Raw genomic sequence first — 14,079 nt, forward strand, 5'->3', positions numbered from 1 at the left:
ACGTACGAATGCAGTGGCAAGTTTTTCTGGTGGCTGCAGGCGGATTTTTGGGTGCGATCCTGCGCTATGGCATTACCCGCTGGATGGGGAGAAAAGTCCCCGGCCGGTTTCCCTATGGAACGCTGACGGTCAATCTGCTTGGCTCGTTCCTGCTGGGGTGGCTGACGGGGACAGGACTCACTTCGGCTGCCTTGCTGTTTCTGGGAACGGGCTTCACAGGCGCCTTCACCACATTTTCAACGTTAAACTGGGAGAGCCTGCAGGCAGGACGCGTGATTGCCGCAGTCAATCTGGCGGTGAGCTATACCGTCGGGATCCTGCTGGCCTTTGCCGGATACTGGGCGGGGGGCGGCCTCTCCTAGCAAGTGCAGCCGATTTTTTCCGTCAGACGGAGAAAATCGGCTGCAGCGGCTTGTTGAGTCGCTTCTGCTATTCGACTCTACGGCTGTTTACATTGTAGGTGACGTGCAGCGTCTTCCCTGAAAGGGAGTACCTGGGAGGTGTAGAGAAAAAGAGGCTGGGCTGAAAGACGATGTCCGTGATGTCGTAGTGAGCTTCTGCCCCGTCCTCCTGTTGAATCAGCAGGTGATTGTCTTCCTCGTTATAGCCTATCTCTGGAACCAGACGTTGTAAAAACACTCCGACATCGTTTGCTGTGGACAACTCCTGCTCGGCCCACTCTACCTCGGCCACCAGCTTGGGAGCCAGTTCTTCCCATTTTGCCATGAAGACCGCCTGCAGGTAGGAAGCCGTTAACAGGGTAAATCTGCTTTTGATCACGGCCGGATCGTCTCGCAGCCCCTTTTCAATCGGGTAAATGATGTCAGCGGAGCCCTTTTTGGCGGCGAGAAGCGCTTCGTTTACCCCTTCGACGAACTCTCCCTGCGGCAGTGCGAGCAAATACTCGTAAAGGTCGTCCACACCCTTGACATGATCAGTCGCATCCGGATCGAAAAAGCGCGGAGTCGATTCCATGAACAAGGGAGAAAAGTACAGAAATTCCCGGTACAAATTTTCTTGCCGAAGCCGGTCAATCGTTTGTTTTACCCAGTTGTAATGCTGGATAGGCGGCGACTGGCTGCTGAGCGTATGCAAGCTGACTGCCATCTCGAACAAGGGAGAGACGCCGTAGCGTACAACAGGTCGCATGTTCTGCATCTTGGTTAGGCCAATTGTGATCATCGTTTTTTCCTCCTCGCGCTTTCTCCTTTTCTCATCATACGCAGGAATGTGGGACAATTCAACGACGACCTTTCGTAAAAATGCAAAAATTGAGCAAACACAAATGACAAAAGGCCGGGTTGCCCCTAGCCTTCTCGTGTCATCACTTGCCGCGAATGGTTGGCTTGCTTTACTTTTTTCGATCCGGACAGCGGTTCGCCGGTCTGTTCCGGGCGGTACTGGTTGTTGTACGTCTGGTGCGGATTTTCTGTTGGTTCTTTGCGCATGGGATCAGCTCCTTGCTGGTAGTATGTGAAAGGGTGTCCCAGGTGCATGCGGTTAAAAAAATGGGTCGATTGGAAGAGATTCCGGTAACGCGGTGCAGACGTCATTTTCCTGTTGTTTATCCGGTTTCCCATCGATTACAATGAGTAGATATGCAGTAATTTTAGGAGGATCACATGAGCGTTTTGATCGTAGAAAATGTATCGCACGGATTTGCCGATCGGACCTTGTTTAAAGAGGTGTCCTTTCGGCTGCAGCCAGGAGAGCATGTGGGACTTGTCGGCGCGAACGGAACGGGCAAGTCGACGCTGATGGGCTTGCTCACCCGCCAACTGATTCCGGACGAAGGCAAAATTGAGTGGATGCCGAAGGTGGAATACGGCTACCTGGACCAGCATACCAAGTTGGCGGCGGGGAAGACGATTCGCGACGTCTTGAAGGAAGCTTTTCTTCCTCTGCTCGAACTGGAAGCGGAGAATATGAAAATCGCCGAGCAAATGGCCGAGGCTGGTCCGGAAGAACTGGAACAGCTGCTGGAGCGGATGGGCGAGATTCAGGAACGGCTGGAGACGAGCGGCTTTTACCTGATCGACGCCAAGGTGGATGAAATCGGCAACGCCCTGGGGCTGGATGCAATCGGCATGGATCGGGACGTAACGGCCTTATCCGGCGGCCAGCGGACCAAGGTGCTGTTAGCCAAGCTGCTGCTCTCCCAACCGACGGTTCTGCTGCTCGACGAGCCGACTAACTATCTGGACGATGAACACATCGGCTGGCTGAAAAATTATTTGAAGAATTACCCATACGCGTTTATCCTGATTTCCCATGATACATCCTTTATGAACGAGGTTGTAGGCGTGATCTACCACCTCGAGTTCACAAAGCTGACGCGATACACCGGCAATTACGAGTCATTCCTCGCCCAGTCGGAGATGAAACGCAGCCAGCATTTCGACGCGTACGAAAAGCAGCAGGAACAAATCTCCAAGATGGAGGACTTCATCTCCCGCAACAAAGCAAGGGCCTCGACCAGCGGCCGGGCCAAGAGCCGGCAAAAGCAGCTGGATCGGATGGAGCGGATCGACAAGCCGGAGACGGCGGCCAAACCTAGCTTCATCTTTAAAGAGGCACGCGCCAGCGGACGATACTTGTTTGAAGCGGAAGACCTGGAAATCGGTTACTCTCATCCGCTGATGCCAAAATTGACGATGAGTCTGGAACGGGGAGAAAAAGTAGCGGTCGTCGGGATGAACGGAGTGGGGAAATCCACGCTGTTGAAGACTGTGCTCGGGATCATCCCGCCGCTTGGCGGAAAACTGGAGCGGGGCGATTTCCTGTTCCCCGCTTACTTCGAGCAGGAGGTTAAGCCGAAAGCTGTCACAGCGCTTGACGACATGTGGAATGACTTTCCCCATTTGACGAATCACGAGGTGCGCGGTGCGCTTGCTCGCTGCGGGCTCTCCAATGACCATATCAACCGCAGCATGGCGGCATTATCCGGGGGCGAACAAGCCAAGGTTCGGCTGTGCAAGCTGCTGCAGCGGGAGAGCAATTGGCTGATTTTTGACGAGCCGACCAACCATCTTGACGTTGTCGCCAAGGAAGAGCTGAAACGGGCGCTGATCGCGTTTAAAGGCACGGTGCTGCTCGTCTGCCACGAACCGGAATTTTATCAGGACTGGGTGACCCGGGTCTGGAATGTCGAAGAGTGGGCCAATCAGTCGGCGAAAAGCGCGATGCGGGTCTAATGTGCTGCACGAAAAAGCTTCCCTGTGACGGGAAGCTTTTTTCATGGCTTTCTTTCGGCAATGCGGAAGAAAATGATGAAGCTCCATATTGCGAATACCAGCTGCAAAAGCAAAGCCAGCATGATTCCTGATAAGATCCCTTTGTTAAAGTGCTCACAGAGAGCGATGAAAGCTCCGCCTATACCGATGCCCAGTCCCGGACAAAAGGCGTCGACGAATTGAAGATGAGCGGAAATCTCGCCTTCCTCGCCCGGTCGTGCGTGCTGCAGCGCAATGGCACCTGTAGTCGGATTGGCGAGGCCAATGCCGAAGCCGGTACATATCTGCGAAATCATGGCAAAAACGATTCCGCCGCTCTCAAGTCCTACAGCCGCCATGACCAGTGACACGCCAACAATCATGAAACCGATACCGGCGGTAATTCCATAGTTCCACCCCTCTATACTTGCCAAGGCGGTAATTGCCATAGCAAGTATATGATAATAGTCTTGCCTATAGTTGTCATGGCAACTATATGTCCGCAGCTTCTCATTATGACGAAGCTGCATTTCTACAGATCCTTCACGTTATTGTACATGACAGCCAGGATTCTTCGAAATGTCTCTACTTCTTCCTCGGTTAACCCTTCGATCGTTTTCTTGTAGGCTTCGATCGAGGGGGGAAGGATGTCGTCCTTGATGTCCCGGCCTTTGGCAGTTAAGTACACGCGCAGCGATCTGCGGTCCGTCTCATGTGTTACGCGGTGAATAAAGCCTTTTTTTTCAAGCTTGTGCAGCATTCGGGCGATGTTTGTCTGATCCTTGTAGAGCCTTTCTGCAAGCTCTTTTTGCGTGATCCCCTCCTTTTCCCAGAGGATAACCAAAATTTCCCATTGGTCCACCGTTATATCGAAAGGGTTGACCACCTTTTGATAGTAATTGTTCAGCTTTAAATCCGCCCGGTGGACGATAACGCCAATATACTTTTCTAATTCCAATGGCAGCCTCCCTGATAGTGATCATGACGATAGTTGCTATGACCATTATAAAATCAGCCGCCTCGGGTGTCAAACAGGAAAGGGCGGAACACCGAGATCAACCTTAAAGTTGAACCCGGATCATCCGCCCTTTTTCTCAATAGACTGCCCATGCGTTTGGCAGGAACCGGCCGCGGGGATAGGGACAAGCCGTCCTGGTGATCGGTTCTTCGTTTTCCAGCATCATCGAGCTGGAGCCGCCGTCCATCGCCATCGCCGTAACGACGCCTTCCCGCTCCAGGACATCTGCCACATCATTCATGCTGGCCCCGATCGAATGGTTGGGCTGGCGGCCGTCGATGACGAGAAAGACGATGGTTCCGTCCGCTTTTTGCCCGATCGCCGTTCGCGGTTGAATGCCCCAGCTCTGTGCCGGTTTGCCTGCGAACAGGTTTTTGCCGTCCACGATCAATTGCGGCCGGAAGCTCATCGCATCCCGGACGCCCATCGCGAGCAGCTGTTTTCCGGTGTAGCTGCCTGTGATCAGCTTGCCGTCGTACGTCAGCCCGAGTGCCGTTTCACCGGTCCGCGGGTCGTATTCCTGCAGGAGCACTCCATCGTGGATCAACAGCCCGGAAGCCCGCTGTCCCTTGGCATATCCGTCCGGGTCGTAAAAGCCGCTGGCGTTGACGATGCCGAGCGTTTTGTATTGCTTGGCAAATTCATCAAGCAAGTCACCCCGTTCTGTCCGTTTGGTCACAAGCAGATGGACCCGATTCGGGTCGGAGATCAGCATCATTTTCCCGCGAAAGTAGTATGTCCCCCGGTCAACTTCGACCGGCTTGACTTCAACGAGTTCCCGCGGTTTCTCCGGTTGGGGCGGGGGGTCTTGCGTGTCGGTCCACTCCTGCTGCTTTCGCTGTTCTGCTGCCGCCGAGTTGACGACAGTCGGGTAAGAGATCTCCCGTTTTAATTCCCGAAGTTTTTCTTCCGGCAAAAAGGTGTAGCGGGCCAGGTAATCATGCTGGGTTGTCAGCAGCGTCCCGGCCACCCACTCGCGCAGTGTCGTCCCGGTGTCTGTTGCGAACAAAAAGAAGAGGGCTGCCGAAGCGAACAGAAAGCAAGTTGATAAAAAGGATAAAAATACCAGCTTCCAGCGGCGTCTTCTTTTGGTTCTTGCTTTTCTTCGCGTTTGTCTGACTCGTGAAAGTTCTGCCATATTCGTCTTTGCCACCCTTTGTCCGTTTTGCACTGCCGGCACCCTATATGACGATCCGTCAGGACAAAAGTTTCACTTTTTCCCTTTAGCATGAGCCGCCCCGCGGGGGGAACAATACAAGCGGGAGGTGATTTACCCTTGCGCGGTTTTGATAAAGAATTTCAACAGAAGGTAGAGGAATACCGGAAGAATCCGCCAGGCAGTCACAACCAGCACTCCGAGAAGGATCGCCACGACAAGATGGAAAAGCGGGAAACCCGCCTCGACACCAACACTTAGGATCGGCCAAGGGAAGGCATGGGGCGGTTTTAAACCTGGAAAACGGCCCCATTTATGCTTTCTTTCGCGATTCTGTCGTGGTATGCTACCAGTGCGACAATTGATTGCTGTGAGAAGAGGGATGTTTGTGGAAGACCAGGTTTTGCCGTTTCAATTGCGGCTGCCATTGATGAATGTTCTAGCGGAAAAACAGATAACGAGCCCCACCCCCATTCAACAGAAGGCGATACCCGCCATACTCGCCGGAAGAAACGTCATTGCGGAATCCCCGACGGGAACGGGTAAAACGCTGGCATACCTGCTGCCCCTGTGTGAGCGGCTCGACGAGAACAACAAAGAGCTGCAAGTGCTCATCCTGGCACCTACCCATGAACTGGCCATGCAGATTGCCCGGGAAGCGGAAGTGCTTGTACATACATTAGACCGGACCGTCGTCGCTTTGATCGGCGGGGCCGACCCCAAACGGCAAATCGAAAAGCTGAAGACACATCCCGCTGTGGTCGTAGGCACTCCCGGGCGGGTAAAGGAATTGGTTGAACAGCGAAAGCTAAAGCTCCACCAGGTAAAGAGCGTCGTGGTGGACGAAGCGGATCGTCTGCTGGACCCGGGATTTGCCGGCCCTGTTCAGGAGATCCTGAAACGGACGCTGCGCGACACTCAGCGGTTGTTCTTCTCGGCAACGATACCCGATGCTGTTAGGGAACTGCTGCTGGCACAGACAGCCGATCCGGAGCTGATCAAAGCGGAGGCTCCGACAGGGGGATACAGCGTCCTGCATTTTTTCCTGCGCAGCGAGGAGCGCAAAAAAGTGGATACGCTGCGCCGGCTGCTGCGGCTGGTCAACGCCAAGGCAGCGATCGTGTTTGTCAATGAGCTGGACAAGGTAGAGGAAATTCAGGCCAAGCTGAGCTATCACAGACTGGAATGCCGGCTGATTCACCGCGATTCGAGCAAGCTGGAGCGGGAGCAGGCGCTCACTGCATTTCGCGAGGGCCGATACCCCGTCCTGATTGCGACTGATGTGGCTGCGCGCGGAATTGACATTCCTGAAGTGGAGCTGATCGTTCACTTCGACCCTGCCGCCGACGCTGACGCTTACCTGCACCGCAGCGGGCGTACCGGCAGGATGGGTGCAGCGGGACTTGTCTTTTCCATCTTGACACCGAAGCAATTGTTTATTGTGGAGAAATTCTCCAAAAAAACAGGGATTCCCATCGAGGAACGGGTCATGACACACGGGGCACTGGTGGAACCGAGTCAGCTGCGGCCGCAGAAAAACCAAGGGACGGAGCAGACACATAAGAATCCCGCATTTCGTTCAAAGTATAAGCGTAAAGAAAATCGAACGCTTTAAGGAGGGAACGGAGTGCGAAAGGACCGCCTGTACGAAGAAAATTTGCTCGTGAATGGAGTGGCTGGCGGCGAGGATTTATCCAAAAACGAGCGGCAAACGCTGAGACGGGAAGCATCCGAGCTGAAGCAGCGGATGGAGCAGGCAAGACAGCAGGAGATAAAGGAATAGATCTATTAGCAGAGCAGCGGCGCACCCTTGCGCGCTGCTTTTTGTCGCTCGGATGGCGGAACCATCAAAAGGAATGGTATAATCATGGCATTGCTGCGGCATGAACGTCAGGAGGCAGAGGCCAACCGCAAGGAGATTTTGTTGATGAATTTTTTGATTGATTGTGTATCGTTTTACTTGATTGAACAACAGGAGGAAGAGAGCAGTCCCAAACGCGTTCGGCTTGGCAGGACGCTCTCTCGTGAAGAGTATCAGCAAAGCGAGCTGCGCCCGTTTTTGGAGGGAGAATTTTCCCGCATTGCCAAGCGCAAGGCAGAGCAGAATCCGCGCAGCGAGGGAAGTCCGACAAAGCTGGGGCAGTTTGTCATTGAAGAGGGCTTTACACTCGACTCGAATCCCAATTACGCCCTGTTTCAGAAAGCGCGGCAAGCGGCAACACCCGAGGAATTTGCCGCCGCCTGCGAGCCGTTCGTTCAGTCTTATCTGCGCACATCGCAGGTGCGGAGCGGGGTGCTGCTGTTCGTCAAAGCAGTTTTGGAACGCTACGATGACCGCTTTTTGTTTATCCTCAAGTGCGATTTTGAACAGAAAACGGCAGTGATAACCGATGAAAAAAGCTTAATCGCCAATGTCAACATGGCGATCAACGCGAAAAATATGAAGTCTATTCTCTACCCGCACTTGATCGAGCCGGGCATGGTGGACGAGTACCAAGTCAAGATCCATCAGTTCTCCCACGCCCGCTATTTCGAGGAATTTCTCAAGTACATCCAGTATCCAGAGACCGTTGGCGAGATCGTCTCCCGGGAAGTCGTCTCTTTGGCCCGGCAGTATATTGAGCAGACGTTCCCGGATGAGTCCGAGGAACGGCAGCGGGAGGAGGAAGCGGTGGAGCTGATGGCCGCCAGTCCCAAGCGGGCGCTGGCGGAAAAGTGGGATCATGAAACCGTCTTGGAAGCGGCGCAGATCATCGCTGATAGCCAGCCGCAGTTGGAATTGAAGCTGAAACTGGACCACATGAGTGTAAAAACGCTGCTGGCTGATTACGGTACCCAGATTCATATCGCCAAAAGCAATGGACGCTACCTGATTCTGCTCGAAGGGGAGATGCTGGAATTTGAGCGGGGGGTATCACCGGTAGAATTCCTCAAGCCCAAACAGCTCCATGAGATCGTCCGGGAATTGGAACAGCGCTCACAGACCGCCGCCGCTGCAGAACGGCCAATCGACGATCCTGAAGACAACCCGCCGTGGTAAGCCGGTGCGGAAAGGAGGATACCATGCCTGAGGAACATCAGCAGCGCACGCAAAACTCGTTGAGAAGGCGGGTGGCAGAGCTCATCAACCGCGCGTTGCCAAACGGGTGGAGCTGCCGTGAAAGCGCCGATCAACCCGACCAATTGACCCTGGTCCGTGAAGGAGAGGCGGCACAGCGGATCCTTTCGCTCACCTCACTGTTTGCCCGCGTCCAGCAGCAGCCTGAGGAAAGGCGGGCAGCCCTTCACGCTTTTGTTGAACGGGTTGTGGCAGGGGTTCAGGGCACCCTGGCCAATCGCAGCCTGCATGGACAGGAACAGCGGATTTATCCGGTTCTGCGCCACAGCTCATTTGCGGCTCCCAAGCTTGTCTCCCGTCCGCATACAGCGGAGACAGTCATCGTCTACGCCCTGGATCAGGAGAAGGGCTACCTGATTATCGATCAAGCGATGCTGGACGAAGCGAAATGGGATGTACAGGGACTTCACCAGCTGGCGATGGCCAATCTGCAGCGGCTTGACGTGCCTGTACGAACCCAGGAGCTTGGCGGAAACCGGCTGTATTTTATCAGTTCGCAAGACGGATATGCGGCGAGCCGGATATTGCTTCCCGGTCTCTTGGAGGATTACGACCGGCAGAAACAGGGCGTCATGCTCGGCGCGGCCGTTCCGCACCAAGACTCCCTGATCATCGCTGATATACAAGATGCGAAGGGAGCAGAGCTGCTCGCCCGCCTCGCGTACGACTTTGCGTCTAAGGGAGACGTCCCGATCACGCCGATCCCTTTTGCTTACAAAGACGGCGAACTGGAGCCCTATCTGATCGTCAAAAAGTAAAGCGTAGGGACTGACGCTCCATCCGCGGATGCCTCGGATTTCGCTGCAGGCGGATTTGTCAATCCGGCAGCTGCATCCCGGTCTGCCGGGACAACCGCAGAAAGCGCCCGGCTTCGTGCAGCAGCCAGTACCTTTGTCGGGGGCCGTACACGTACAGCTGCTCCGCTTGCTCGAGCATGCGTACACATCGCTCCCGATCCCCCATTTTGTCCGCCCACTCGCCCATCACCATCCAAGGAAAAAAATCGCCAGTGATAAAGCTGTCGTAGTAGGGGAAATGTTCTGTCAGGCATCCATACAGGTGTGAAGCGATCGGACCGGCTGCAGGGATGATGCCGTAGAGGATGGGAAATGCCTGGCTCGTGGCATCGGGGTACCACTTCCTCCAGTTGGGCAGCACCCGATCGTATACGGGAAAACACTGCTTTTTTACGCTATAGGCAGACAGGATGCCCTGGCGGCACTGCTCGGCTTTTTCAAGCGCCAGTCCGGCGAGCTCGCCGTCCCCCAGTCTGGCGAAGATCCAACTGGCATCGGCCAGCCCTTGCGCTACTTCGCAGTTGTCCATCAGATACTTTACTCTCCACGACCCCTTCGCCCAGGTCAACCCGTCCGGCTGCTGCAGGCGGAGCAGTGCTCGCAGCATATCAGCCAGTTTGTCATGGACGCCGGCAGGCCAGTCTGGATGGTCAGTACGTTCGATCCAGACTCGCAGCAGGCTGAAAAAAGTGGCGTGGTAGCTGTCTTCGCTGTCCGCTTTGCCCGTGTCGCATTCTTCTTCTCCCCGCAGCCGAAAGTCGTTGACGTAGCCGCGGGGGGTCACGTGGTTGAGGTACCACATGAGATGGCGCATGACGGCATCTGCCTCGCCCAGTTCGACGAGAGCGGTCAGCGCGATGTTGGTGAAGTAAGGGTTGATTACGTCGCTGTGCGGTGCCAGGCGAAAGGTGCCGCTCGGCAGCTGGCAACGCAGCATAAAAGCTTTTTGGCTGTTCTGGCGTTCACTCATCTGTTTTTTCCTCACTATGGAATAGCTTCTCGGCGAGCCAAATGCCGGCATCTGTCAGATTAAGCCCCTGGACGTAGTCATCCTGGGTCATCATCAGCAGGGGATCGCCCGGTTTGCTAAAAAAGAGCTGGATATTTTTTACCAAAGAGGTCAGCGGAGTGCCCGGATCGAGAACATGGTCGCCGTGGTCATCGAGGTAAGCAAGCCACTTCTCGTCGCGGTACCAATCCGTCCCGTCAGCGGCCGGCTGCTCGCTGTCCGCCCAAACGTCGTTCAAGCGGGGACTGTAAAGCTTGGGCTGGCCGGCCAGCAGGTTGTCGCCTGACAGCCGCTTCGTGTACACAGCTGCTGCTCCGGTGGCCCTGACAGGTGTGAACAGGTGGGGCCAAAAATCCGCACGCGAGCCGGTGTGAGGAGTCTGATAGGCCCAGGTCTTGATCTTTTGCAGAGTGTCGCGATGGGAAAAGAGGAGCGTATATAAAGCCTTTCCCGCTTCGATTCGCTCTGTGACAGAAGAAAAATGACGGATGGCGATGCCAATCAGCTTGGGTGGGCCGGAGCAGTCCTGATCGCGGTAAGGAAACAAGACTTGATTGAGCGAGAGGATGCATTGCGCCAGAAAGGGAAAGGACTGGAGCACCTCTTCCCGGTAGAAAGTCTGCTGCACCACCCGCTGGTGGATGTACTGCTGCTCGTTGACGATCAAGCCGCGGGTCAGCCGGGTGGCGTCCCCGTTACTTAGGAATTCCTGCCAGAGCGGGATCATGAAGCGGGAGACGCCCAGTGGGGGCAGCAAGTGGGTCAAATCCCGTTTGTCTGCTTTCATCCGTTCGTACAGCAAAAGCTGTGCGTAGGCATCGTGAAAGATGAGCCAGTTGGAGCGTTCCAGGAAGGCAAAAAAAGCGACGGTTTTTTCGTCGGCAAGCAGCCTAGGCAGCCAATCGCCGCGCAGATCAGTCATGCTCCAGCCGCCGTTTCGGGACACCAGATGAGCGAGCAAGGCCCAGTCTACTTCCGGATGACGGCGATAAAACGACAGGTATGCAGCCGTCCTCGTGAGGTTGTTGCGGTTGGCAAGTGCGGTGAAACGCCGGATTTTGTGAATCAGGTCTTGAGCAGTTTCGGTTGCTGTGGACATCGGCAAATTCCCCCTATCCTGCTGCATGGGCACCACTTTCGCATAGTACCTAGGCTCTCCGCTTTTTTGCCATCATATGCAAAATGCGCCCGGCTGACTCATGCGGGAACACAGCTTGCGGCATTCGCTTCTATTGACTACAGTAGAGAGGGGGGATTACTATGCACATCGAAGTGACAAAAACGGCACGAGAAAAGATCAAAGACACCGAACCGGCTGGCAGTGTTCTGCGTGTTAACGGGGAGCTCGTCGGCGGCTGCGGGATGAACGTAGAGTACAGTCTCGTCTGGGACGAACCCGGCAGCGCAGACAGGCTCACCGGGCTGGACGGACTGTCAATCGCCGTAGATCCGGAGACGGAGCAGTTTATCGGAGCTTCTCAATTGAAGATTGACTACGTGGAGCAGCAGGGGTTTAAGCTGATCACACCCGGCGAGATACTCGCCTACGGGCTGAGACTGCGCGAACGCTGGAGTTGAGTGAAAAAAACGTTGTCCATCCGTTTAAGGGACAACGTTTTTCTTGTTTTAGGACTTGGGAAAAAATTGCAAAAGAAAGGCCGTAATGCCCGCAGCGATCAACGGACCGACAGGGACGCCGCGGAAAACAGCCACGCCGATGATCGTCCCGACCAGGAGCCCCGTTACCGCAAGCGGACTTTGCGTCATGTAATCGGCGCCGCGACCGCCCAGGTAGGCTACCAGGATCCCCACCGCGACTGCTACCAGCGAGTGCCAATTGGTGAAGGTTCGCCACAGCTGGTCCGGACTGATTTTTCCGCTTGCAATCGGGGAAAGCACGCCGATCGTCAAAATAATGATTCCGACCTGCAGCCCGTACTGTTCCAGAAGCGGAAATGCCCTGTCAAATTGAAGCAGTCTGATCAACAGCAGCACGGCAATGGAGATAGAAATGGAAGAATTATTTCCTATAATGCCAATGGCAAGCAGCAGCAGCAAGATCAGGTTTGTAAAATCCATCTGCCTCACGTTCACCTTCTCTCGAGCATGCCAACAGGAAAACCTGTCTGTTCTTCCGAGCCGGCAAACCGCCCCCAGGCAAATACACCATTAAAATAATCGATGGTGAATGGCTGCTCGTGTCCGTATACCTGGTACGTCTGGCCGATGAAGAATTCCTTGGTTCCGAGGAAGTAGGATTTCGCCATGAAAAATTTTTGCTGGAGTACGGCAAAACTGGCGGTATCTCCCGCATTCTGCCTTTCCTCTGCTTCTCTTCGGAGCCGTTCCATTTCGATTTGCAGTTCGGCTAATGTCATTTGACTGTAGAGCTGCAAGCTCATCACTCCCTTTCCAACATGTTTCATTATAGCAAAAATATGAAGCCTGTTTATACAAGGTCTAATGAGAATGTTGGTATTGTCCGATCGGTAACGCTACATTAAAATGTGAAAGAGACAAATACACGAGGAGATGGTCGCGTTGACCGAACGCTTTGAAACCCAAACAGTTCACTTGAAAGGCTCCCATGAAATAAAAGATGTAAGCAAAACGACGCCCATCTATCAAACCTCCGTCTTTTCTTTTCCGGGATTGGAGGAAGTGGAACAGTACTATCGGGGCGAACGCGGTTACCTGTACACACGCAACGGCAACCCGAATCAGGCGCAGCTCGCGGATGCCGTCGCACGTCTGGAGCAGGCGGAGAAGGGCGTCAGTGCCGCTTCGGGCATGGGGGCGATTATGGCCGGCCTGTTAGCAGTGCTGTCCCCGGGGGATCATTTGCTGGTCTCTCACGAAATATACGGAGGGACCTACGCACTGCTGCAAAAAGAGCTTTCCCGGCTGCAGATTCAATTTGACGTAATCGACTTGAATCGGGCGGAATCACTGGCTCCTTACGTCAAAGAAAATACGAAAATGATGTATTTTGAAACGATTACCAATCCATTGCTCACGGTGGTTGACTTGCCATTTTGGCTGAAACAAGCCGGGCAGCACGGACTGATCACCATGGTGGACAACACGTTTGCCACCCCGTATCTGGTGCAGCCGATCCGCTATGGGGCCGATCTGGTCGTCCACAGCGCGACCAAGTACATGGGAGGACACAGCGATGTAACGGCGGGAGTTCTGGTTGGACGCGCCGATCTGATCGGACGGGCGCAAGAGATCGTGGTGAACTATGGCGCCTCACTCAGTCCGTTCGAAGCCTGGCTGACAGCCCGCGGGCTCAAAACGCTGGCAGTCAGAATGGAACGCCAATGCGCCAATGCAGCTCGAGTGGCCGGCTTCCTCGCCCAGCATCCGGCCGTTGAAGCGGTATACTACCCGAAGGAAGACGCAACGGCGTTTTTCCACCGCAATCAGCAGGGGGCGATGATTTCGTTTCGCCTCGCCGATGAAAGCAAGATCTACTCGTTTTACCGCTCGCTTCGCTGGATCGAATTCGCTCCCTCCCTGGCCGGTGTAGAGACGACGGTATCCCATCCGGTGACGACTTCACACCGCGCTTTTACAGAGGAACAGCGGCAGGCCACAGGCATTACAATGGGGTTGGTTCGGCTCTCGGTAGGGATCGAGGCTGCCGAAGATATCATGGAAGATTTGGAGCAGGCCCTGTCCTGTTGAAGACAGCATTTTTACAAGCGGCTGCCTGAGGCCGCTTTATTTTTTTGCCGCAGTTTGTGACCATATCCGCACAGGCCTC

General features: G+C 54.7%; 18 protein-coding genes. 9 read left to right on the top strand and 9 right to left on the bottom strand.

Going from position 1 to position 14,079, the window contains the following annotated elements:
* The first annotated feature begins 8 nt into the window (after positions 1-8).
* Positions 9-362 carry a fluoride efflux transporter FluC gene (locus ACI7RC_RS02505; protein ID WP_408106623.1) on the top strand — a complete coding sequence of 118 codons (354 nt, stop codon included), beginning with the start codon at positions 9-11 and terminating at the stop codon, positions 360-362.
* Between the two features lie 67 nt (positions 363-429).
* Here the strand turns inward: ACI7RC_RS02505 and ACI7RC_RS02510 are convergent, their stop codons facing one another.
* Positions 430-1,182 (bottom strand): hypothetical protein, encoded by a 753-nt coding sequence (locus tag ACI7RC_RS02510; RefSeq protein ID WP_408106624.1) that lies wholly within the window; start codon positions 1,180-1,182, stop codon positions 430-432.
* A gap of 125 nt (positions 1,183-1,307) precedes the next feature.
* Entirely contained in the window at positions 1,308-1,448 is a 141-nt protein-coding gene (locus ACI7RC_RS02515; protein ID WP_408106625.1) for a small acid-soluble spore protein P, read from the bottom strand.
* Between the two features lie 174 nt (positions 1,449-1,622).
* Between ACI7RC_RS02515 and ACI7RC_RS02520 the strand changes: the two genes are divergently transcribed.
* Positions 1,623-3,194: an ABC-F family ATP-binding cassette domain-containing protein gene (locus ACI7RC_RS02520; RefSeq protein WP_408106626.1), complete on the top strand. Its 1,572-nt coding sequence runs from the start codon at positions 1,623-1,625 to the stop codon at positions 3,192-3,194.
* Positions 3,195-3,235: 41 nt separating this feature from the next.
* Here ACI7RC_RS02520 and ACI7RC_RS02525 read toward each other — a convergent pair whose 3' ends face one another.
* From ACI7RC_RS02525 to ACI7RC_RS02535, 3 genes are all read right to left on the bottom strand, one after another.
* On the bottom strand, positions 3,236-3,742 hold the full coding sequence (locus tag ACI7RC_RS02525) for a hypothetical protein (protein WP_408106627.1): 507 nt from the start codon (positions 3,740-3,742) through the stop codon (positions 3,236-3,238).
* 2 nt (positions 3,743-3,744) lie between these two features.
* Positions 3,745-4,170: a MarR family winged helix-turn-helix transcriptional regulator gene (locus tag ACI7RC_RS02530; RefSeq protein ID WP_408106628.1), complete on the bottom strand. Its 426-nt coding sequence runs from the start codon at positions 4,168-4,170 to the stop codon at positions 3,745-3,747.
* A gap of 136 nt (positions 4,171-4,306) precedes the next feature.
* On the bottom strand, positions 4,307-5,368 hold the full coding sequence (locus ACI7RC_RS02535; RefSeq protein ID WP_408106629.1) for a phosphodiester glycosidase family protein: 1,062 nt from the start codon (positions 5,366-5,368) through the stop codon (positions 4,307-4,309).
* Between the two features lie 138 nt (positions 5,369-5,506).
* Here ACI7RC_RS02535 and ACI7RC_RS02540 point away from each other — a divergent pair, with 138 nt between their 5' ends.
* The 5 genes from ACI7RC_RS02540 to ACI7RC_RS02560 all read left to right on the top strand — a co-directional run bounded on the left by ACI7RC_RS02540 (position 5,507) and on the right by ACI7RC_RS02560 (position 9,262).
* Positions 5,507-5,647 (top strand): hypothetical protein, encoded by a 141-nt coding sequence (locus tag ACI7RC_RS02540; RefSeq protein ID WP_408106630.1) that lies wholly within the window; start codon positions 5,507-5,509, stop codon positions 5,645-5,647.
* Between the two features lie 127 nt (positions 5,648-5,774).
* Positions 5,775-7,001: a DEAD/DEAH box helicase gene (locus tag ACI7RC_RS02545; protein WP_408106631.1), complete on the top strand. Its 1,227-nt coding sequence runs from the start codon at positions 5,775-5,777 to the stop codon at positions 6,999-7,001.
* Positions 7,002-7,013: 12 nt separating this feature from the next.
* A complete protein-coding gene (locus ACI7RC_RS02550; RefSeq protein ID WP_408106632.1) occupies positions 7,014-7,169 on the top strand; it encodes a hypothetical protein in 156 nt (51 codons plus the stop codon).
* A 144-nt stretch (positions 7,170-7,313) separates the two neighbouring features.
* Positions 7,314-8,426: a DUF3900 domain-containing protein gene (locus tag ACI7RC_RS02555; protein ID WP_408106725.1), complete on the top strand. Its 1,113-nt coding sequence runs from the start codon at positions 7,314-7,316 to the stop codon at positions 8,424-8,426.
* A gap of 23 nt (positions 8,427-8,449) precedes the next feature.
* On the top strand, positions 8,450-9,262 hold the full coding sequence (locus ACI7RC_RS02560) for a DUF1444 family protein (RefSeq protein WP_408106633.1): 813 nt from the start codon (positions 8,450-8,452) through the stop codon (positions 9,260-9,262).
* Positions 9,263-9,320: 58 nt separating this feature from the next.
* Here ACI7RC_RS02560 and ACI7RC_RS02565 read toward each other — a convergent pair whose 3' ends face one another.
* Positions 9,321-10,271 (bottom strand): hypothetical protein, encoded by a 951-nt coding sequence (locus ACI7RC_RS02565; protein WP_408106634.1) that lies wholly within the window; start codon positions 10,269-10,271, stop codon positions 9,321-9,323.
* Positions 10,264-11,409 carry a DUF2515 family protein gene (locus ACI7RC_RS02570; protein ID WP_408106635.1) on the bottom strand — a complete coding sequence of 382 codons (1,146 nt, stop codon included), beginning with the start codon at positions 11,407-11,409 and terminating at the stop codon, positions 10,264-10,266. Before ACI7RC_RS02570 ends, ACI7RC_RS02565 begins: the two co-directional genes overlap by 8 nt.
* Before the next feature lie 161 nt (positions 11,410-11,570).
* On the opposite strand from ACI7RC_RS02570, the gene ACI7RC_RS02575 reads away from it, so the two are divergent.
* Positions 11,571-11,888 (top strand): iron-sulfur cluster biosynthesis family protein, encoded by a 318-nt coding sequence (locus ACI7RC_RS02575; RefSeq protein WP_408106636.1) that lies wholly within the window; start codon positions 11,571-11,573, stop codon positions 11,886-11,888.
* A 48-nt stretch (positions 11,889-11,936) separates the two neighbouring features.
* Here the strand turns inward: ACI7RC_RS02575 and ACI7RC_RS02580 are convergent, their stop codons facing one another.
* Together ACI7RC_RS02580 and ACI7RC_RS02585 are read right to left on the bottom strand one after the other, a co-directional pair.
* Positions 11,937-12,389, bottom strand: a complete 453-nt coding sequence (locus tag ACI7RC_RS02580) for a DUF441 domain-containing protein (RefSeq protein ID WP_408106637.1) — start codon at positions 12,387-12,389, stop codon at positions 11,937-11,939.
* 11 nt (positions 12,390-12,400) lie between these two features.
* Complete coding sequence (locus ACI7RC_RS02585) at positions 12,401-12,706, bottom strand: DUF1811 family protein (protein ID WP_408106638.1); 306 nt, start codon at positions 12,704-12,706, stop codon at positions 12,401-12,403.
* Between the two features lie 136 nt (positions 12,707-12,842).
* On the opposite strand from ACI7RC_RS02585, the gene ACI7RC_RS02590 reads away from it, so the two are divergent.
* Entirely contained in the window at positions 12,843-14,000 is a 1,158-nt protein-coding gene (locus tag ACI7RC_RS02590) for a trans-sulfuration enzyme family protein (protein ID WP_408106639.1), read from the top strand.
* Positions 14,001-14,079 lie beyond the last annotated feature (79 nt).

Source organism: Brevibacillus sp. B_LB10_24 (assembly GCF_046036945.1).
Lineage (GTDB): Bacteria > Bacillota > Bacilli > Brevibacillales > Brevibacillaceae > Brevibacillus_C.

Bases quoted from the DNA above. Each gene is read 5' to 3' on its own strand.
- ACI7RC_RS02590 (WP_408106639.1), top strand. From the start codon at position 12,843: ATGGTCGCGTTGACCGAACGCTTTGAAACCCAAACAGTTCACTTGAAA.
- ACI7RC_RS02580 (WP_408106637.1), bottom strand. From the start codon at position 12,389: ATGGATTTTACAAACCTGATCTTGCTGCTGCTGCTTGCCATTGGCATT.
- ACI7RC_RS02520 (WP_408106626.1), top strand. From the start codon at position 1,623: ATGAGCGTTTTGATCGTAGAAAATGTATCGCACGGATTTGCCGATCGG.
- ACI7RC_RS02565 (WP_408106634.1), bottom strand. From the start codon at position 10,271: ATGAGTGAACGCCAGAACAGCCAAAAAGCTTTTATGCTGCGTTGCCAG.
- ACI7RC_RS02510 (WP_408106624.1), bottom strand. From the start codon at position 1,182: ATGATCACAATTGGCCTAACCAAGATGCAGAACATGCGACCTGTTGTA.
- ACI7RC_RS02570 (WP_408106635.1), bottom strand. From the start codon at position 11,409: ATGTCCACAGCAACCGAAACTGCTCAAGACCTGATTCACAAAATCCGG.
- ACI7RC_RS02575 (WP_408106636.1), top strand. From the start codon at position 11,571: ATGCACATCGAAGTGACAAAAACGGCACGAGAAAAGATCAAAGACACC.
- ACI7RC_RS02505 (WP_408106623.1), top strand. From the start codon at position 9: ATGCAGTGGCAAGTTTTTCTGGTGGCTGCAGGCGGATTTTTGGGTGCG.
- ACI7RC_RS02535 (WP_408106629.1), bottom strand. From the start codon at position 5,368: ATGGCAGAACTTTCACGAGTCAGACAAACGCGAAGAAAAGCAAGAACC.
- ACI7RC_RS02515 (WP_408106625.1), bottom strand. From the start codon at position 1,448: ATGCGCAAAGAACCAACAGAAAATCCGCACCAGACGTACAACAACCAG.
- ACI7RC_RS02560 (WP_408106633.1), top strand. From the start codon at position 8,450: ATGCCTGAGGAACATCAGCAGCGCACGCAAAACTCGTTGAGAAGGCGG.
- ACI7RC_RS02555 (WP_408106725.1), top strand. From the start codon at position 7,314: ATGAATTTTTTGATTGATTGTGTATCGTTTTACTTGATTGAACAACAG.
- ACI7RC_RS02525 (WP_408106627.1), bottom strand. From the start codon at position 3,742: ATGCAGCTTCGTCATAATGAGAAGCTGCGGACATATAGTTGCCATGAC.